Source organism: Streptomyces sp. NPDC005963, assembly GCF_040638655.1.
Classification (GTDB): Bacteria; Actinomycetota; Actinomycetes; order Streptomycetales; family Streptomycetaceae; genus Streptomyces.
On sequence record NZ_JBEXVD010000011.1, the window covers coordinates 121231 to 140465 of the forward strand.

Consider the following 19235-nt stretch of genomic DNA (forward strand, 5'->3'; position numbering starts at 1 on the left):
TGGGAGGCCCGGTGCAGGACGGGCCGGGGCGAGCGGCAGTGGCCCAGCGGGGTCCCGTACGAGGTCGCCCGGCACTCCGCGGGGAGCCGTCGACGCAGCAGACGTCGACACGACATCCAGTCATACCTAGGCAGGAATGCGCAGCTCAGAGATCTATTCATGGCATGTATACATCCCGTGTATAGTCGAGCCATGTCCATCGGTCACACTCTGCTCGGACTCCTGGAGTCCGGCCCGCGTCATGGTTACGACCTCAAGCGCGCCTTCGATGAGAAGTTCGGCCACGACCGCCCCGTCCACTACGGACAGATCTACTCGACCATGTCCCGCCTGCTGAAGAACGGCCTCGTCGAGGTCGACGGCGTGGAGTCCGGGAGCGGGCCCGAGCGCAAGCGGTACGCCATCACCAAGGCGGGCATCACCGATGTCGCCCACTGGCTCGCCCAGCCGGAGAAGCCCGAGCCCTACCTCCAGTCGACCCTCTACACCAAGGTCGTCCTCGCCCTGCTCACCGGGCGCAGCGCCGCCGGACTGCTGGACACCCAGCGGGCCGAGCACCTGCGTCTGATGCGCGTACTCACCGATCGCAAGCGCCACGGCGACATCGCCGACCAGCTCATCTGCGACCATGCCCTTTTCCATCTCGAAGCCGATCTGCGCTGGCTGGAACTGACAGCCGCCCGACTGGACCGACTCGCGCAGGAGGTCAGCGCATGAGTACCGAACCCAGGACCCTCGACGGTCCCCTGTTGTCCGCCGAGGAACTGCACAAGTCCTTCGGCCCCACTCCGGCCCTCGACGGGGCTTCGTTCTCGATCCGCCGTGGGGAGGTCGTCGCCATCATGGGCCCCTCCGGTTCGGGCAAGTCGACCTTGCTGCACTGCCTCGCGGGCATCGTCCCGCCGGACTCAGGCACGATCACCTATGCGGGGCGGAACCTCACCGCCCTGACGGACGCACACCGCAGCGCCCTACGACGCAGCGAGTTCGGCTTCGTCTTCCAGTTCGGCCAGCTCGTGCCCGAGCTCAGCTGTGTGGAGAACGTGGCGCTCCCGCTGCGCCTGGCCGGTACGCGGCGCAAGGAGGCGCACCGCGTGGCCAAGGAGTGGCTGGAGCGGCTGGAGGTGTCCGACGTCGGGCACAAGCGCCCTGGTGAGGTGTCCGGTGGTCAAGGCCAGCGCGTCGCCGTCGCCCGGTCTCTGGTGACGACTCCGAAGGTGGTGTTCGCGGATGAACCCACCGGTGCCCTGGACTCGTACAACGGCGAGCGGGTGATGCAACTGCTGACCGACGCCGCACGCGAGACCCATGCTGCGGTGGTCCTGGTGACGCATGAAGCCCGGGTGGCCGCGTACTCGGACCGGGAGGTCGTGGTCCGCGACGGTCAGGTGCGCGATATGGCGGGCGTCGGATGAACGACCCCACGAGCGGCGCCGGGCTGCGCGGTTGGGCACGGGATCTGACGCTGGGCGTCCGATTCGCCGTGACCGGAGGCCGGCGCGGCTGGACGCGTACGCTGCTGACCGCCTTCGGCGTCGGTCTCGGAGTCGCCCTCCTGTTGGTGGCAGCTGCGATCCCGCACGCCCTCCAGAGCCGTGATGACCGTCAGGGAGACCGCACACCCGCGCCGCAGGGCAGCGGGCAGCTCTCCGAAGCAGCGTTCCACCATGCCCAGACCGAGACCGTCTTCCGTGACGACGTGATCACCGGCACCCTCTTCCGCGCCGCGGGCAAGGGCACCCCCAGCGCCCCTCCCGGTCTGGCGGCGCTGCCGAAGCCCGGTGAGATGGCGGTCTCGCCGGCCCTGGCGGAACTCCTCGCGTCCCCGGGCGGCACCCTCCTGAAGGAACGTTTGCCCTATCGGGTCACCGCCACCATCGGTGACCGCGGGCTGATCGGTCCCGACGAACTGCGCTACTACGCGGGCAGCGACCAGCTCACCGCGGAGAACGCCAAGGGCACGAGCGACAGCTTCGGGCGGTACGAGGTCGGCGAACCCTTCGTCGGTGTCCTCCTCCTCATCGCCGTGATCGCCTTCGTGGCACTACTGCTCCCGGTGGGGGTCTTCATCGCCACCGCGGTGCGGTTCGGCGGCGAACAGCGCGACCGAAGGCTCGCGGCACTGCGCCTCGTGGGCTCGGACCGGGCCATGACCCATCGGATCGCCGCGGGTGAGGCCCTGTGCGGAGCGCTGTTGGGACTGGTCGTGGGTGCGGGCCTCTTCGTGCTCGTCCGGCAGTTCGCCAGTGCCGTGACGGTCTGGGACATCACCGCGTTCCCCTTCGACATCGTCCCCAACCCGGCGCTCGCAGCGCTGATCCTGATCGCCGTACCGGTGGCCGCGGTCGGTGTCAGCCTCTTCGCCATGCGCGGAGTGTCCGTCGAACCCCTCGGCGTGGTGCGGAGCAGCGCCCCGCGCCGGCGCAGGCTCTGGTGGCGGATCCTGCTCCCGGTCCTGGGCATCCTGCTCCTGCTGTCGTCGGCGAGCGCGCTCACCCTGGCGGGTGACGAGTCCTTCCAGATCGCGCTGGGCGCCGCCTTGACGCTGACCGGCATCACCGCGCTCCTGCCCTGGCTGGTCGAGGCGGTCGTCTCCCGGCTGGACGGCGGCCCGGTGGCCTGGCAGCTGGCGATCCGACGGCTTCAGCTCAGCAGTGGCGCCGCAGCACGAGCCATCAGCGGAATCGTCGTGGCGGCGGCGGGCGCGATCGCGCTCCAGATGTTGTTCAGCTCCGTGCAGGGAGACTTCACCAAGTCCACCGGTGTGGACACCTCCCGCGCGCAACTCCAGGTGGAGAACGGCACCAAGGACGGTCGGGAGGCGCGCGAGGCCCTCACGACCCTGCGGGAGACCACCGGAGTCGCCGGGGTGATCGGGCTGACCGAGGGACTCATCGAACGGCAGGGCCCCAAGCGCACCGGTGAGGACTTCGTGCCCTTCACCCAGCTGACCGTCGCCGACTGCCCCGCGCTGCGCACGCTGGTGAAGCTGTCCTCCTGCAAGGACGGGGACGTCTTCACCGTCCGTCAGCCCAAGGGCATGGAGACGTACTCGTACCGGCCGGAGCCGGGTGCGAAGGTGAATCTGATCAGGAACGACGGGGGCGAGGGAGCCGGGCCGAAGCCGCGCCCGTGGCAGTTGCCCGCGACCACCCAGGAGGTGAAGTCCCTCGTCAGCCCGGTGGGCACCCACACGGCCGGGGTGCTCGCCACCCCGGCGGCGCTCGATGTCGATCTGATGCCCCTGCCCCGGATCAACGCGATGATCAAGCTGGCGCCCGATGTGACGGACGCGGCCGAGCTTGTGCGCAATGCGGCGGCGAAGCTGGATGCACGGGCGAGCGTCTCCACGCTGGAGTCCACGGAGACCGTGCGTCGGTTCGACGGCCTGCGCACCGGAATCTTCGTGGGAGCCACGGCGACGATGGTCCTGATCGCGGCATCGCTGTTGGTCTCCACCCTGGAGCAGTTGCGGGAGCGGCGACGGCTGCTGTCGATCCTGGTCGCCTTCGGCACCCGGCGCTCGACCCTGAGCTGGTCGGTGCTCTGGCAGACGGCCCTGCCCATCGCACTCGGGCTGGCGCTCGCCGTGGCGGGTGGCACGGTCCTGGGGCTGACGCTGCTGTTCATGGTGGGCAGCGGGGTCGCCGACTGGACGGTTTCCCTGCCGATCGTCGGGGTGGGCGCGGCACTGATCGCCTTGGTGACCCTGTTGAGCATGCCTCCGCTGTGGCGGATGATGCGCCCGGACGGATTGCGTACCGAGTAGCCGCCCGGTGGGTACGCGAGCGGCCCGCTCCCTGTACATCGGTACGGGGGCGGGCCGCCCCCGTACCGACGACAGGGGTTCACTCCTGCATTTCCTTGGGGCAGGGAGTGCCCCGGGGAAGGTCGTAGGGGGCTGCCAGTCGGTACACCCCGGGCCGGGGTGCCAGCAGTTCCGTCCACTCGTCGCCTTCGGCGTCCTCTTCGGCCTTGATCAGACAGCCGTTCGGGTTGGTGAACGACTTGGGCTCGCCTTCGGCGCGCTCCTTGGACGCCTCGGACTCCTGCGGGCCCTCGACCTTCTCGCGCTGGTCGTCGACGATGCTCAACCAGGGCGAGTAGGGCACCCGGATCAGCACCCGTCCCGCGGTGGTGACCTTGAGCCTTATCTCTTCCTCGCCCGCGTGCTGGACGACCGCGGGCGCATCCGCGAGGGGCGTGGGCTCCTTGACGGCGAACAGCTGCCAGTTCGCATCGCTCCAGACCGGCTTGAGATACGGCTGTCCCTCCTTCACCAACTCGGTCTCCTGCTCGGCCCCGGTGTCGGGGGTGCCGTTGGGCAGGACCACGTAGTGCACGGCCCAGCGGTCCAGCCAGGCGCGGTAGTCGGCGGAGGTGAGGGTGCGGTCCTTGTCGTAGAAGAGCGGGTTGCGCTTCATGTCGGCCTGTCGGTTCCAGCCGCGGGCCAGATTGACGTACGACGCGAGTGCGGACGCCTCCCGATGGCTCTTGGCGGGAACGACCTCGACCCGGCCCCGCTCGGACTTGACCTCCTGGAGCTTGCTGACGAGCGGTGCCAGCTCACGCGTCCAAGCGGCCGTCGGTGCGGTGCGGACCATGTCGTCCACGCCCTTGAACCCGATCCAGAAGTTCAGCCCGGCGAAGGCGAGGAGCAGCGCGTACCACTTCCGGGTGCGCGGAACCGTGTACGGCAGGACCGCGAGGAGCGTCACTCCGGCGAAGAGCATCGGCAGCCGGGAGACGTTCGAACCGATCTGGGAATCGATCGCCCAGGTCAGGAGGGTGCCGAGCGCATAGACGGCGGCTGCGGTGCGGACCGTGCGCCACTGCTTGGGTACGAAGAGGAATACCAGCACGCCGTAGAGGAACGGCAGCGAGGTCGAGGCCAGGGACATCGGCTGGGTGCCGGAGAACGGGAACAGCCAGGAGGAGAGCGCCACGACCGCCGCGGGCGGGAGGCCGATGGCGTACGCGCCCGGGCGCCGTCCGTTGAGGAACAGTGCGGCTGCGATGACCCCGAGGAACAGACCTGCGACCGGGCTCGCGGCGGTCGCCAGTGCGGCGAGCGGGGCGGCGACGGCGGCCTTCGCCCAGCGCTTGGTGCGCCAGCGGTGCGGCCAGCAGAAGACGGCGGCGACCGAACCGAGCGCCACCATCATGCCGAGGCCGAAGGTCACCCGGCCGGAGAGCGCGTTGCAGAAGAAGGCGAAGACCCCGGCGAGCGAGCAGGCCAGCGGATTGCGCACGGCGCGCACCCGGACCAGGATCAGTGCGGTCAGCGCCGCGGAGACCGTACCCGCGACCATCATGGTCGAGCGCACGCCGATCAAGGACATCAGATACGGCGAGACCACGCTGTACGACACGGGATGCATCCCGCCGTACCAGGCGAGGTTGTACGCGGAGTCCGGATGTCGACCGACGAACTCGGCCCACGCGTCCTGGGCGGCCAGATCGCCGCCGCTGTTGGCGAAGAGGAAGAACCAGAGCAGATGCACGACCGCCGCGACGGCCGTGGTCACGAGAACGGGACGGCGGGTCAACCGGTCCCTGAGGTCGGCGAGTACGCTGCGGTCCCCCGGGGTCCCGGGCCCGGTCGCCGGACCGGTGTCGATAGTGTTGGACGCGGGCTGGCGTATTCGCGGCCCCGTACGGATGCTGCGGCCGTCCGTTTGGACCGGCTCAGCAGTAGTCACTGCGGCTCTCCCCGTCTCCCCGTCCGTATGTGGTCGTCGCTCGCCCACGAAGACGCTGTCCCGGCGCCTTTGAGTTGACCGGACGCTAACACGAGGGCGTCCCGGTTTCCCGGGACGCCCTCGTGGGCCCGACCTGCTCAGCCGAGCCTGGTCAGCTTGGCTCCGAAGCCGGGCTCGGCGAGTTCCTGCTGGAGCTCGATGGGTGCGGTGACCTTCCCCGGCCCGGTGCCGACCGAGATCTGGCCGACGATCTGACCGGACTTCGCCGCCCCGGGGAGCTTCTTGCCGCCGTCGTTGATCTCGATGGAGACCCGGTGGCCGGCCCAGCCGATCGCCTTGAGGTCCTTGGCGGCAACGACCGCCGTCCGACCGCCGAGACCGTCGTCCACATAGCCGACGACCTGTCCCTTCTTGACCGCGACCGCGGAGGTGACGGCCTGCTGGGTCGCCGCGATCACATTGATGCTGTGGTCGATGGCGAGGTCGACCTTCTCCTTCAGGAGCTTGGCGTCCTGAACGCCCAGGGTGACACCGACGATCTGGTGCAGTTCGCCGTCCACTTCGGCGTTGGCGGCCCAGAGCAGATTGCCGCCGGCCGGGGTGGACGATCCGGTCTTGATGCCACCGACGCCGTCCTCGAGGAGGGCCCGGTCGTTGCCGTTGCGCAGCGGGATCCCCACACCCGGGATCTCCTTCATCGTGGTGTTGACGATCTCACGGAAGATGTCGTTCTTCATCACGGCCTGGGCCAGTTTCAGCTGGTCCTGGGGGGTGGAGACGGTGGTCTCCTGGAGACCGCTGGGGTCGGTGTAGAGGGTGTCGGCCATCCCGAGTTCCTTGGCCGCGTCATTCATCTTCTTGACGAACGCCTGCTCCGTGCCGGCGTCCCAGCGGGCGAGGAGCCGGGCGACGTTGTTCGCGGAGTGGATCATCACCATCTCCAGCATCTCGCGCTGGGTGAACTTCTGGCCCTTCGACACCGGCACCCGGGACTCGTCCGTGTTCTTGCTCTCGTCCTCGGTCTGCTGATCGACGGTGATCTTGGGGCCCACCTGCTTGCCGGTGATGGGGTGTTCCTTGAGGATCACGTACGCGGTCATCGTCTTGGCGACGCTCGCGATGGGCGCGGGACGCTGAGCCCCATAGGTGGCCACCGTGCCCACGCCGTCGACGGCCACGGCCCCCTGTCCCTCACCGGGGAACGGCAGGCTCAACGCATCGCCCTGGAAGGTGAAGGTGGGGTCGGTGGAGAGCTTGAGCGTCGGCGCGGGCAGCGGGCGCAGAACCTGCACGATCGCAAAGACGATCAAGAGGACCGCCAGCAGCGGCGTCCAGATCTTGACCCTGCGGATCAAGGTGCGCACCGCGGTGTCGGGCGGTGGCGGGGTGTTCGTCAGCTCCGCGAGCAAATCCAGCGGGGGCAAAGGCGGTACGGGCTGCTGGGTGGTCCGCTCGGGCTCGCTCAAGCCTGCGGGCGCACCGGCCGGAGGGCCGCCCGCGACCCGGTCCCGGTCCGCCGGAGCAGCGGTTCCGGTCTTGTTGGCGACCGGGGTGCGCGGTCCGTCGTCGCTGCGCAGCGGCACGAACGTACTGGGCCGTGGTGACGGGGAGTCCTTGGCGCTGGGGTCGGACTCGGGTCGTGGCGCGGGCGGGGCCTTGAGCGAGGCGGTGGTGTTGTCGGTCTTCTTGGCGGTGCCCACCTTGTCAGCGCCAACGGTGCTGTCTGCGCCATCAATACTGCCCGTGCTGGTGCTGGTGGCAGCTTCGCCGGGCTTGCGCAGCGCCTTGAAGACGGCGGTGGGCTGGTCAACGGCGGGTCCGGTCCCCGTGGAGGCATCGGCGGGCCCGGTCGCGGATCCGCCCTTGGACGCCGGAGTACCGGCCCTGGACGCCGGAGTACCGGCCTTGGGCGAGGCGTCGGCCTTGGGCCGGTCCTCGGTCGAGGACTTCGCCGTTCGGTGTCCCGAGCCGCCGGAAGGGCCGTCCGTGGAGGTGTCAGAGCTCTTGGCCTCCGCGGGTGCCGTCCTGGCCGGTGTCCCGGCAGCCGGTGTCCTGCCCGGCGCCCTTTCGGCGGCTTCTGCTGCGGACGGGGTGCCGCTCGGGGAGGGCTCGGTGGTGGCGCGGGCGGCCCAGGAAGGAGTGCCGGGGGTTCGGCCGGCCCCTGTGGTGCGGGAGTCGGCATCGGACTCGCCCCCCGCCCCGGAGTCGGTACGCGCGGCACCGGCGGCCGAAGCCGCGCCCTTCGGGTCACGTGTCTCGGAACCGTCGGCCTTCGGCGCCTGGGGGGTTCCGGTGCCTTCGCCGGCCCCCGTACGGCGCTTGGTGAGGTCCGTGGACGTACCGGGCCCCGACGCCCCGGACGCAGTCTCCGCGGCGGGCCCGGTCTCGGAGGTGTCCGCGGAGGTGGCCGTCGACGGCTCGGAGGGCTTCTTCGTGCTCCCTGAAGCGCCCCGGGGGGCCGTCACCGACGCCGCCGGTCGGGAAGCGCCGGCCGCGGGCCGCCGGGCGCCGTCCGGCGCCTCCTCGCGCTTCGCAGGTTCATCATCCGCCACAGCGGAGGCCCGGCCCTCGGCATCGCCGTCGTTCGCCTCGTCGCCATCCGCTTCGCCGCTGTCGACCGGGGCACCGGCTTTGTCCAGGGTGACGCGATCGCCGGCGGTCCGACTCGTCGTACCGCCCGTCGTGGTACCTATCTCGGCACCGTCGCGATCGGCCTCGGGGAGCACGGCCGTCCGCTCGTCCGCGGACGCCTCGCGTGACTGCGGCAACAGCGCGGTCCTCTCGGCGCCCGCGCCCTTGCCCTTCCCCGTACCGCCGCTGTCGGTGTCGGTGTCGGTGTCGGTGTCGGCAGCCGATTCCGCATCGGCTTCCGCGGCCGGTGCGTGATCCACCGACGCCACCCACGCGGCCACCGCAGAGCGCAGTTCGGCGTCGCTCTGCACGGAGCCGGTCTCGGTGCCCTGCTGACGCACTCCGGAGTCCGGGGCCTTGCGTCCGGCGGCGCCGGACGGCTTCGGTTCGTCGGGGAGCCTGAAGACCGCGGTCGGCTGATCCACTTCCGACGCTGACGCCCGTCCGAGCATGGCGAGACGCGGATCGCGTTCCCCCTCGGTCGTCTCCCCCGACGACTTCCGCTGCTCCGACCTGTCGGGGGACTCGCCCGCCACCGTGCCTCCTCCATGAGTCGTGCGCCGCTGCCATACGTACGCACTACGGGTCGCCGCATCCGGCAGCCCGTGTTGTCCGAACCATCTATCAGTGTCCTGTGTGAGAGCACGGCCCCTGGGCGTAGACGAGAACGACATACCTAACGGTTCCCATACAAAGCACCCAGGCGCTCTCGACAGACCAATGTGAGAGGGGTCACCCTGTCATTCATCCACGCGGGGAGGCATGGATGGGCAGGAGCCGCAGAACAATTCCGGAGGAGCTTTTGCTGCTCGCTTTGGACCCGACGACGGGAACCACAGCGCAGCCGCAATCGCTCGACCTTGGTCTGGCCGGAGCACAGCTAGTGGAGCTGGCTTTGGCAGGACGGATAGCCCCAGACGGGGATCGTATCGCCGTGGTGATGCCACGGCCGACCGGAGATCCAACACTGGACTCCGCGCTGGAACTGCTGCGCCGACGTGGCAGTCCGGTTCGCGCGGTCCACTGGATCGGCGGGCCCCGACTGGGGTTGCGCCAGATCTACCTGGCACACCTGGAGCGGTGCGGCATGGTTCATGCCGTGGCGGGCCAGATGTGCGGGGTGCTGCCGACGACTCGCTACCAGGCGACGGACACGGCGATCAGCAGGGACATCCGAGCCCGGCTGGACAGTGCGATCCGCACCGGTGTTCCACCGGACCCGCGGACCGCGGCGCTCGCCGCGCTGGCCCATGCGGTCGGACTCGGCAAGCACCTCTACCCAGGAAATGAGGGGCGTTCCTCGCGATCCCGACTGCGGGATCTCATCAGGCACGACCCCATGGGCGGACTCGTGGCGCACGCCGTGATGGACGTCCAGAACGGTGTGGCCGCGCAGCCTCGCCGTAACCCTTCTGCACCGGGCAGCAGCCGTCAGGCGGCCGTTTCGATGCAGCCGCGCCGCGGGGGCATGGCCCGCGTCGCCGCGCACTGAGCACCACACGCACCAGGCGCCGCACCGAGCACAGCGATACGCACGGAGCGGCGCAGGGGGCGCCGATTCACCGCGATCGACCGAACCACCGCACCAGGCAACGCTGTCACGCTCTGGAGCACCGCACCGCGCGAACGGCGGCCATCACCGCCGTCGCAGCGATGTGTTCCTGATCGGTTCGGGGGTCGTACCCCGACGCGCGGGGCAGCCAGCACTGCTCCGCGCGTCCCTCACGCCGGCAGTCGTGCGACCGGAGCCTTCCGGCGTCCGAAGTGCGGTGCGACACTGCCATGAGCGCAGCCGGAACATGCCACTCCGACCGTGTCTCGTGTGGCCATTCCCCAGCGCGGGCCCTCGTGATGGTGGCAGTCTGCTGAGCAGTAGATACGCTCAGCTACAGCCGGAGGTGCAGTTTCTGTGGCGTCCAGTGTCAATCCCACCGTCAGGCGACGCCGTTTGGGTCTGGAGTTGCGCAGGCTCCGGGAACTCCGCGGCATGACCGCCGAAGAGGTCGCCGAACGCCTGTTGGTCTCCCAGTCGAAGATCAGCAGGTTGGAGAACGGCCGTCGTTCCATCAGCCAGCGGGACGTGCGCGACCTGTGCAGCGTGTACGAGGTCGACGACCATCGGATTGTCGACTCGCTGATGCAGATGGCCAAGGACTCGCGCCAGCAGGGCTGGTGGCACGCCTTCGGTGACATCCCGTACAGCGTCTACATCGGTCTGGAGACCGACGCCGCGAGTCTTCGGGTGTACGAACCGCAGGTCGTTCCCGGGCTGCTCCAGACCAGGCCGTACGCGGAGGCGCTGATCGCGGGCGCGCTGCCGGAGAGCGCGGTCTCGGACATCGAGAAGCGCGTGAGCGTGCGGGTGCGCCGCCAGGAGCGGATCAAGGACTCCGACCTGCCGCTGCGGCTGTGGGCGGTGATCGACGAAGCCGCGCTGCGCCGTGCCGTGGGAGGCAGGGCCCTGATGCGCGAGCAGTTGGAGTACCTGATGGAGATGTCCCAACTGCCGCACGTCACCATCCAGGTGCTCCCGTTCGACATGGGCGCCCATCCGGGCATCAACGGCCAGTACGCGATTCTGGAATTCCCCGACGCGACCGATTCGAGCGTCGTCTACATCGAGGGCGTCACGAGCGATCTCTATCTGGAGAAGGCGAACGACGTGCACAAGTACAGCGTGATGTACGAACACCTGCGGGCCCAGGCGCTGAATGTGGAGCAGACGACCTCGTTCATCGAGGGCATCGCCAAGGAGTACGCGCGCTGATGTCGCCGTGCACGCTGATGTCGACGTGCACGCCGGGCGCGACCGGGGATGTCCGACCGCGCGTTGAAGCACCGGTCTGAAAGATCAATTCGCCCGCTTCGCATGAAAGGGCGGAAAGGTACACCCCCGAACCGCAATTGCGTAAGGGGTCGGTAGTACATGCCATCCGACCGAGTGAATGCCTGCCTCGCAGGTCCGTTGCGGCGAGTAGCGTCGATCACACCAGCGACACGCTGGCACATCGCACCACTTGCCGAAGCGGAGTAAACATGGCAATCATTCAGGGAGCCACGGAGTCATGGACCAAGTCCACGTACTCCGGGGGGAACGGGGCTTGCGTGGAGGTCAAGTCCCCGATCATGCAGGCAATTTCCGTACGAGACTCCAAGGTCCCCGCGGGCCCCACGATCACCTTCGTGCCCGGCTCGTGGAACGCGTTCGTCAGCGAAGTCGGCCAGGGAGCGTTCCATCTCGGCTAATCCCCTGCCGAGCAGTGAAGGACGTTCTTCGCACACGCAGGATTCCCCATGCGCGTGTGCGGATGCACCACCTGACAGAGCCCTCTCGACTGGTCCGCCGTCCCGGCCGAGGGGGCTCGGCCGTGCCCCCACTTCTCTCCTCTGTGCCGGGGCCGTTCAGACCGGGGCACCGGGTGGGACGCGCACGACGCTGATGCCCGAGTGGGTCACGGGCAGGCCGCGGGCACGATCGGGTACGAGCAGCGTGTGCAGCCGGGGGAACGCTTCCAGCCATCCACCGCCCAGCACCGCCGAGTAGCCGTCCTTGAGCCAGAGATGCGTGAGCAGGTCCGGGTCGAGGTGTGCCACCAGATCGGTGGAGCGGAAGATGCCCACCAGTTGGATGCGGGAGCGACCGCCGAGGTCCCGAAGGGCCCGCAGGTGGTCCGGGTGGTGGGCGGTGAAGTAGAGATCGGTCTCGTCGAGGTGGGCGACGACGGACTCCGCGTACCTCTGGGTGTCGAACCGCGGCCAGCACCAGGCCAACTGGCGACGTACGGACAGGGACGGATGGCGGCCGAAGCGGGCGAGGACGGGCAGTGCGGCATCGGTGCCGATCCGACTCGCCGTGATGACCACGTTCTCGGCCTGGTCATCCGTCAGCTCTGCGGGGCCCGGCAGCAGTCCGAGGACGATGGGACCGCCGTGCTCCCCCAGGTTCCGCGCCCGTCTGCGGCTGTTCGGGGGGACGAACCCCCCGACGAGGTCGACCACGCGTTGGCGTACGCCCGGGGCCACCTCGGTGGCGTGTTCCAGACAGGTAGCCGCCAACAGCACCCGGCGGAGTTCCTGTCCCGGCAGGCTGCTAGCGAAGGGGATGTCGTCGTGGTCGCGCCCCAGGGTGGTTCCCTCGATGTCCGCGATGAGACCGGCGAGCACGCGTTCCCGCTCGGCAGGGCGGCCCAAGGCCACCGACATCCGGACGACGTCCTCCCACTGGTCCTTGTGCGCATTGTCCAGCAGTAGAGGGAAGTCCCCCTCCTCGACGACCGCCTTGGCGCCCAGGTAGTCCTGGAAGGTGCGGTGCACAAAGTCGATGCGTCCCGCGACCGGCTCCCGCAGCAGCCCGGAGCGCTCCAGCAGATGCCTCAGCACCTCATCGGCAGGCGCCTGGACATGGGCCATGTTCACCAGCGAGCGCTCCAGCTGACGCAGCGCGTCGTCCTGTTCCATCTCCACCCGCGCATTGCGGATGAGCCAGTGGGCGAGCTTCTGGAGCAGCAGGATCTGGGTCTCGGACGACAGCCGCAGACCGCCTTCGGAGCGCACCCCGCGCTCCACGTCGCGCCGCTCCAGCAGCATCCTCAGTGCCGCGTCGTAGAGGTCCCGACGGCCGTGGGGCAGGAAGCCGCGGCGCTCACGGTGCAGGGCGCAGAGCAGTCCGCACATCAGCGGGTTGACCGCCAGCCGGCCGAGGTCCTCACCGACCCGGACGGCGTCGAGCAGCGCTTCGCCGAGAGCCGGGTCCGTGCCCGCCGCCGTGTGCCAGCGGCGGATGAAGTGGCTGACGTCCGGGCGGGACATCGAGGACAGGGAGAGCGGGGCGAAGCCCTCGCGGGACAGCCAGTCCTCGCCGACCGCGGAAGGGCGGGCGGTCACCAGCCAGAGGTTGCCGGGAAAGTCCGCCATCAACTCGCGCAGCCAGCGGCGTGTCTGCTCGCGCTCGCGCTGGGGGATCTCGTCGATGCCGTCGACGAGGAGGAAGGCCCGGCCCGCGCGCAGCACCCGGTCCGCCCAACCAGCCGGTTGGGCTCCGCTGACCGAGCTGCGCACGGCGGACAGGAACTCGTCCGGTGTGGGCGGGTTGCCGTCGCTGATGACCCGGCGCAGCGGAAGGACGAAGGGGATACGGCCGATGAGTTCGCTGAGGTGCTCGGTGTACTCGGACCGGTTCCCGCCGTCGACGGTCCAGCGGGCGGTGGCGACCGCCAGCCACTGCACGAGCGTGGTCTTGCCCGATCCCGCGCCGCCGAGCAGCAGGACCTTGCTCCGGCCGGAGAGCGCCTGTTCGGCGGGGATCGGCGCGGCCGTGTCCCGGGTGAGCTCCAGCGACACGTAGGAGGCGTCGAGTTGCCATTCGTGCTCGTGGTGGAGGTCGAGTCCGTAGATCGTCAGTTCGCCGTGCTTGCGGATGACGTGGCGGAGATAGCGCTCCTCAAAGCGGGCGTCCTCGACGGAGCGGCTGGGGAGCCGCTCGATGAGGAGGTCACCGATCGCGATCAACGACTCGATGGAACGCGACTGTTCGACGAGGGTGCGGGCGACGAAGGTGGAGCGTTGGGTGAAGAAGTTCAGGATGTGCAGACAGGCCGCCTGGAGGAGGGCGTCGTAGTGTCCCTCGGCCGCGGCCGACAGTTGAGTGGGGCGGGCGAGTCGGGCGGCGAAGCGGTCGGCGCCCAGCCGGACGGCCTGGACGTCGTCCATGTCGAGATCGCCCAGGCTGTGCAGGGCGAGGACGAGCGCATCGGCCAGTTCTCGACGCACCTCGGGGGTGGGCGCCTCGGCGGGCCCGTGGGCGCGGGAGGCGCGTTCCACCAACTCGGTGCAGAGTTTGGTCAACTCGGCGTCGCCCAGGGTGCGCTTCTCCCCCTTGAAGGAGACCAGTCCCGATATCCGCACCGGCCGGTCCACCAGGCCGGCACCGGAGGTGCCCTGGACGAACAGCTTCTTGACCAGGGGGCCCACGGCGCTGGAGGCGAGGCGTGCGGCAAGGAGGGAGGGGTCCATGAGCGGGATGCTAGCCGGGGGTGGGGCGCGGGCTGGTGGACCAGTCGGGCACCAGGTCAGACGCGGGGGTAGCGGGCCAGCCAGCCGGGGGCTGCCGCGGCGGGACCGTGCAGCGCGGGGCCCTGGGTCATCTCCATGGCGAAGTCGTCCGCCAGCTCCAGGATGGTCGGGCGCCCCTCCAACTCCGAGAGCCAGGCGGGGGGAAGCGCGGTTTCGCCGTGCAGCGCCCCGAGCAGGGCCCCGGTCAGACAGCCCGTGATGTCCGACGGGCCGTCGTGGTTGACCGAGAGTCTCAGCCCGTGGCGTATGTCCTGGCTCACCAGGGCGCAGTACACGGCGGTCGCCAGTGCCTCTTCGGCGCTGCGCTCGCCACCGAATCCGGCGATGCGCTCCGGGTTGGGCGGGCCTTCCGTCACGGCTGCGACGGCCTGCTCCAGCGCGTCCGTCACGGGTTGGTGACCCGGACGGGTGGCCAGCAGGGTCAGTGCTCGTCGGATCGAGCCGTCCAGCCCTTCACCCCGTGCCAGACCGTGGACGAGCACGGCGAACGCGCCTGCCGAGAGATAGGCGCTGGGGTGGCCGTGCGTGTGGACGGCGCACTCCAGGGCGAGTTGGTAGACCAACTGGGGCTCCCAGCCCACGAGCAGTCCGAAGGGGGCCGAGCGGGCCAGCGCACCCGCGTCCCGGGCGTTCGGGTTCTTGGGGCTGTCCAGGGTGCCCATGATGTCGTCGCCCAGCCCCATGAGGACGGCCTTCGCGGGGGCGCGCCGGGTGTAGAGCCACTCTTCGCAGGCCAGCCAGCCGTTGTCCTTGCGGCGCTCGTCCGGACCCCAGTCGGACTGGGTCGCGGCCCAACGTCGATGGGCCCGGTGCACATCGGTGGGCGGGTGCCAGGCGCCCGTGTCCCGTCGGACCTGGGCCCGGATCAGCCCGTCGACGGTGAACAGGCTCAGTTGGGTGGCCGCGCTGATCGCTCCGCGCCTGCCGTACGCCGGGACGAAGTCGTTGACGCCTTGCGGACCGTAGGCGTCGACCATTTCCTTCCAGGTGAGCGCGGTGACACCCGCGCCCAGCGCATCGCCGATGGCCGCGCCGAGCAGGGAGCCGCGCACCCGGGCCCGGAAGTCCTGCTGTTCGGCACGCCCCCAGACGGCTGTGGCTGCTGGGGTCACCGCGCGCCCTCCCTGGACGTGGAACGTAGTGCGAACTACAGCGAACGTAGTGGGAACGTAAGCCGGGGCAGCACTGTAATCGCTACGGCCCTGGCAGGGCGGCTTGTGGGGTGAAGGCTCTCTTCATATATCGGGCTCGGACTGCCCGGATGGGGTCGGGCGTAGCTGTTGGGGCGACTGCGGCTTGGAGTGGCTGGCTCCGGCCCCCCGGGCAGGACCGCCGCCCGAGGCGGGCACGGACCTCGCCGCACGGACCTCGCCGCACGGAGCTGGTCCCCCGTGCTGGACCGCGGCCCGGGACACGAACCTCGGGCGCACGGCCCGCGGGCGTGAGCGGCCCCCGGGCGTGGGCAGTACCCGCCCCGGGAGCACGTCCCTGTCGCGGCTGCACGGTCCCTGTCACGCCGACACCGGAAGGGGCCGGTGGAAGGGATCGGTGGATGGGATCGGTGGATGGGTGGATGGGATCGGGCGCCGGCTTCCCCCGGTGAGGCCGCCCCGCCCGAGGTCGGGGTCTACTCAGCGCTCTGCCGGCGAAGCTCGTCAGCCCCCTCCTCGTCCCTCAGCCCTGGTTCCGCCAGCAACTCCCGGGCGCTCGACCCTTCGTCCAACACCAGCAGTGCCCTCACGTCCAGCAGGGCGAGCGCGGGGCTGCCCTGGGCCAGATGGACACGGCCGCGGAGTCGGTAGGGGCGGGCGTCGTCCTGCGCGAGGGATATCGCCCGGTCCAACTCGGCCCGGGCTTCGTCCAGCCGGCCCAGGGCGAAGAGGCTCGCCCCGCGCCGGGTGGCGATCCGTGGGTCGTCCGGCAGGAGTTCGGCCGCCCGGGTCAGATCCCCGAGGGCTTCCTCCGGGCGGCCGAGCGCATGGAGCGACTGGCCCCGGCGCCCCCTCGGCCATCCGTCGTCCGGCGCCAGGGCCACCGCGCCGTCATAGTCGGCTATCGCCCGATCGTGGCGCCCCGCCCGCCGATGTGCGTCCCCGCGCAGGACGCGGTACTCGGACTCCAGGGGCGCCGCGGCCACCGCCGCTTCGAGATCGGCGAGTTCGCTCTCGACGTCCCCGAGTGCGCGGTGCACTGGGGCACGCGCCACCAGTGTCGCAGCGGAGCCCGGTGCGACCTCCAGCGCACGCTGGAAGTCGGACAGGGCGTCCGGGTATCGCTGGAGGGCCGCCCGGGCGCGGCCCCGGGCCACCAGCGCGTACTCGTAGGACGGGTCGTGCCTCAGCGAGCTGTCGAAGTCGGCGATCGCCTCCTCATGCCGCCCAAGGAGATGATGGGCATGGCCTCGCTGTGCATACGCCCATTCCTTGGCCCTGGAGGTCGCCACGACCCGGTCGAGATCGGCGAACTCCGCCGCGGTGTCTCCCAACTCTCGATGGATCTCCGCTCGGCGCAGCATCGCCCACAGATAGCCCGGCTCGATCTCCAGTGATGCCGTCAGATCCGCGAGGGCTTCTTCGATGCGGTCCAGCGACTTCTTCGCCATGGCCCTGCTGCCGAGCGCCCAGGCATAGGCGGGATCGAGAACGAGCGCCCGGTCGTACAGGGTGATCGCTTCCTCGAATCGATCGAGGCGGCGCAGGATCTCGCCGTACTCGCCCACGATCCAGGGGTTGTCCGGGTCGAGCTCGCGGGCGCGCCGGATGTCGTGGAGGGACCCTTCTCCATCCCCCAGCCCCCGTCTGACCTGAGCACGCCGCACGAGCGCCCAGACATGGCGGGCGTCGGACTCCAAGGCGTGATCGAGATCGACGAGGGCTTCCGCGCTGAGCCCGAGGGCGTGTTTGCTCTGGGCCCGGCTGGAGAGCGCCCAACTGTCCGTCGGGTTGAGCTCCAGGGCCCGGCCGAAGTGTTCGAGCGACTGGCCGTGCTGCTGGAGCAGCCGATGGGTCTCGCCGAGCCCGAAGTGGGCGCGCTGGCAGGTGTCGTCCAGGGCGATGGCCCGGCGGTAGTCCTTCATCGCCTCCGAGTGGTCGCCCAGATTGCGCTGGTCGCGGCCCCGGACGACCAGGGCTGTGACCTTGGCCTGCGGTTCCAGTTCGGCGCGGCTGAGGATCAGGCCGAGCAGTTCGACGCATCGGCGTCCGTCGTCCCGCAAGGCACCGAGGGATTCCCGACCCAGCGGGACGAGGACGTCGCTGTCGGCGTCGGTGCCGGCGTCGATGAGGAGCTGCGCCCACTGACGGGCCCGGAGCGGCCCCGCGTCACAGGCGTCGATGCCGTCGCGAAGGGCGGCGGGCAGCGCTCCGCGCGGCTGGGCGCAGAGCCGGTGGTAGAGCTCCTCCAGCCGCAGTTCGCGCCAGGTGTCCTGGGCCCAGCGCTCGGGTGGTGCAAGCCCTTCTCCGGCCTTCGCGCACCAGCCCGCGAACACGGCGGCCAGCCGGTCGTGTCCGGCGCTCCAGCGCTCGGGGGAGCTGTTGCGGCGCAGCCGCAGCATCGGTTCCCGGACGACGTCGTGGTACTGGGCGCGTCCGCCGCGGTCGATGACGAAGGGCATCGACCGGAGCCAGGTGAAGAGGTCCGGGGCCAAGTCGTTGCCGACGGCGGCCCGGAACACGTCCTCGTTGAGCCGTCGGGGCAGCGCTCCGTCCTGGGCGGCGGCGCGCCGCACGGGATCGGTCTCCCACTTGAGGAACCGCTCCACTGCGGTGGCGCTGGGGTCGTCGACGGCACCGGTGCTGCCCGCGTTCTCCGCGAGGGTGGAGACGAGCACCGGAAGGCAGCCGGAGAGTCTCAGGACGTCCCTGACGACGTCCTCGTCGTGGACCTTCTTGTCCGCGAGGAGTTGCCGTGCCTCGGTCTCGGTGAACGGCGACAGCGGGATCTCGGCGATCAATCCGGCGTAGTCCGACCAGACGTGGGGGTTGAGGGGGAGCTGACCGGAGGTGGTGAACAGGCAGTTCCCCGCCAGTGAGCCGTGCCGGCTCGCGAGGAGGTCGCACAGCCAGGGGTCGAGGAAGGGGCCGGTCCGCTCGTAGGTGTCGAAGAAGAACGCGATCCACGGAACGCGGTCGGCGATCCGGTCCAACTCGGCCAGGAGGACCGGGGTGAGGAACTTCACCGGGTCCAGGACGAGCGCCACGTCCTCCTGCTTGCCGAAGTGACGGCTGAGGGCCGCGCGTGCGTTGTCGGTGGCGTGGGCGATGCGGTTGGGGTCGATGGCCCCGGTGATGGCTCCGGCGCCGGGCACCAGCCCCATCGCGATCAGTCCGGCCTGGGCGACGACGAGGGAGCCGGTGGTGGGGGCCGGGGCACCGGTCGCGGGGTCCACCTCGGGCACGGCGGCCACCGCGGACTCCACCTCGTGACGGCGCTGGCGGTAGGTGGCCAGCAGCTTCTCCACCGGTTTCAGCGGGAATCCCTGTGCGGCGAACTGTGCACAGACCGCTTCCAGGACCTCGGGCACGCTCGTGGCCGACTCGTCGACGACGGCGGTCAGCGCTCCCGCCTCCTTCGCCGTGTGGACGAGCCGGCGCAGCAGGAAGGACTTGCCCACGCCCGAATTGCCGTGGACGTGGAAGGCGAACTGGTGCTCGGGGTCTTCCAGAGCCGTCGTCAGATTTCTCTGGAACAGCGCCAACTCGGCCCGCCTGCCCACGAACCCGGCGAGTCTGCGTTCCTTCAGCAAGTCCTGCATCGACCGAACCATGTGATCAGTCTGGCCGCTTCGCGCGGCGGCCGTCAGCCCCTGTGGATAACCTCCGCGACCCCGTC

The 19235-nt window shown here is 70.0% G+C and carries 11 protein-coding genes; 6 read left to right on the forward strand and 5 right to left on the reverse strand.

The window, feature by feature from the left end; translation table 11 throughout:
* The first annotated feature begins 192 nt into the window (after nt 1-192).
* Genes ABZ348_RS17565 through ABZ348_RS17575 form a run of 3 tightly spaced genes read left to right on the forward strand, consistent with a single transcriptional unit; the run spans nt 193 to nt 3769 of the window.
* Complete coding sequence (locus ABZ348_RS17565; RefSeq protein ID WP_358933893.1) at nt 193-717, forward strand: PadR family transcriptional regulator; 525 nt, start codon at nt 193-195, stop codon at nt 715-717.
* A complete protein-coding gene (locus ABZ348_RS17570) occupies nt 714-1415 on the forward strand; it encodes an ABC transporter ATP-binding protein (protein ID WP_358933894.1) in 702 nt (233 codons plus the stop codon). The genes ABZ348_RS17565 and ABZ348_RS17570 overlap by 4 nt, the downstream gene beginning before the upstream one ends.
* The gene (locus ABZ348_RS17575; RefSeq protein ID WP_358933896.1) at nt 1412-3769 is read left to right on the forward strand and encodes an FtsX-like permease family protein; all 2358 of its coding nucleotides are present in this window, start codon (nt 1412-1414) and stop codon (nt 3767-3769) included. Before ABZ348_RS17570 ends, ABZ348_RS17575 begins: the two co-directional genes overlap by 4 nt.
* Before the next feature lie 79 nt (nt 3770-3848).
* Here ABZ348_RS17575 and ABZ348_RS17580 read toward each other — a convergent pair whose 3' ends face one another.
* Together ABZ348_RS17580 and ABZ348_RS17585 are read right to left on the reverse strand one after the other, a co-directional pair.
* Nucleotides 3849-5702: an MFS transporter gene (locus tag ABZ348_RS17580; protein ID WP_358933898.1), complete on the reverse strand. Its 1854-nt coding sequence runs from the start codon at nt 5700-5702 to the stop codon at nt 3849-3851.
* A 137-nt stretch (nt 5703-5839) separates the two neighbouring features.
* A complete protein-coding gene (locus ABZ348_RS17585) occupies nt 5840-8869 on the reverse strand; it encodes a serine hydrolase (protein ID WP_358933900.1) in 3030 nt (1009 codons plus the stop codon).
* Between the two features lie 230 nt (nt 8870-9099).
* Here ABZ348_RS17585 and ABZ348_RS17590 point away from each other — a divergent pair, with 230 nt between their 5' ends.
* The 3 genes from ABZ348_RS17590 (at nt 9100) to ABZ348_RS17600 (ending at nt 11579) form a co-directional block, all read left to right on the forward strand.
* A complete protein-coding gene (locus tag ABZ348_RS17590) occupies nt 9100-9825 on the forward strand; it encodes a GPP34 family phosphoprotein (protein WP_358933902.1) in 726 nt (241 codons plus the stop codon).
* A 417-nt stretch (nt 9826-10242) separates the two neighbouring features.
* Nucleotides 10243-11100: a helix-turn-helix transcriptional regulator gene (locus tag ABZ348_RS17595; RefSeq protein WP_358933904.1), complete on the forward strand. Its 858-nt coding sequence runs from the start codon at nt 10243-10245 to the stop codon at nt 11098-11100.
* A gap of 269 nt (nt 11101-11369) precedes the next feature.
* Complete coding sequence (locus ABZ348_RS17600; RefSeq protein ID WP_358877190.1) at nt 11370-11579, forward strand: DUF397 domain-containing protein; 210 nt, start codon at nt 11370-11372, stop codon at nt 11577-11579.
* A gap of 156 nt (nt 11580-11735) precedes the next feature.
* On the opposite strand, the gene ABZ348_RS17605 is transcribed toward ABZ348_RS17600, so the two are convergent.
* The 3 genes from ABZ348_RS17605 to ABZ348_RS17615 form a co-directional block, all read right to left on the reverse strand.
* Nucleotides 11736-14345, reverse strand: coding sequence for an NACHT domain-containing protein (locus ABZ348_RS17605; RefSeq protein ID WP_358933906.1), 2610 nt, complete (start codon nt 14343-14345; stop codon nt 11736-11738).
* A gap of 56 nt (nt 14346-14401) precedes the next feature.
* Nucleotides 14402-15517 (reverse strand): ADP-ribosylglycohydrolase family protein, encoded by a 1116-nt coding sequence (locus tag ABZ348_RS17610; protein WP_358933907.1) that lies wholly within the window; start codon nt 15515-15517, stop codon nt 14402-14404.
* Between the two features lie 515 nt (nt 15518-16032).
* Nucleotides 16033-19158: a tetratricopeptide repeat protein gene (locus tag ABZ348_RS17615; protein ID WP_358933909.1), complete on the reverse strand. Its 3126-nt coding sequence runs from the start codon at nt 19156-19158 to the stop codon at nt 16033-16035.
* Nucleotides 19159-19235 lie beyond the last annotated feature (77 nt).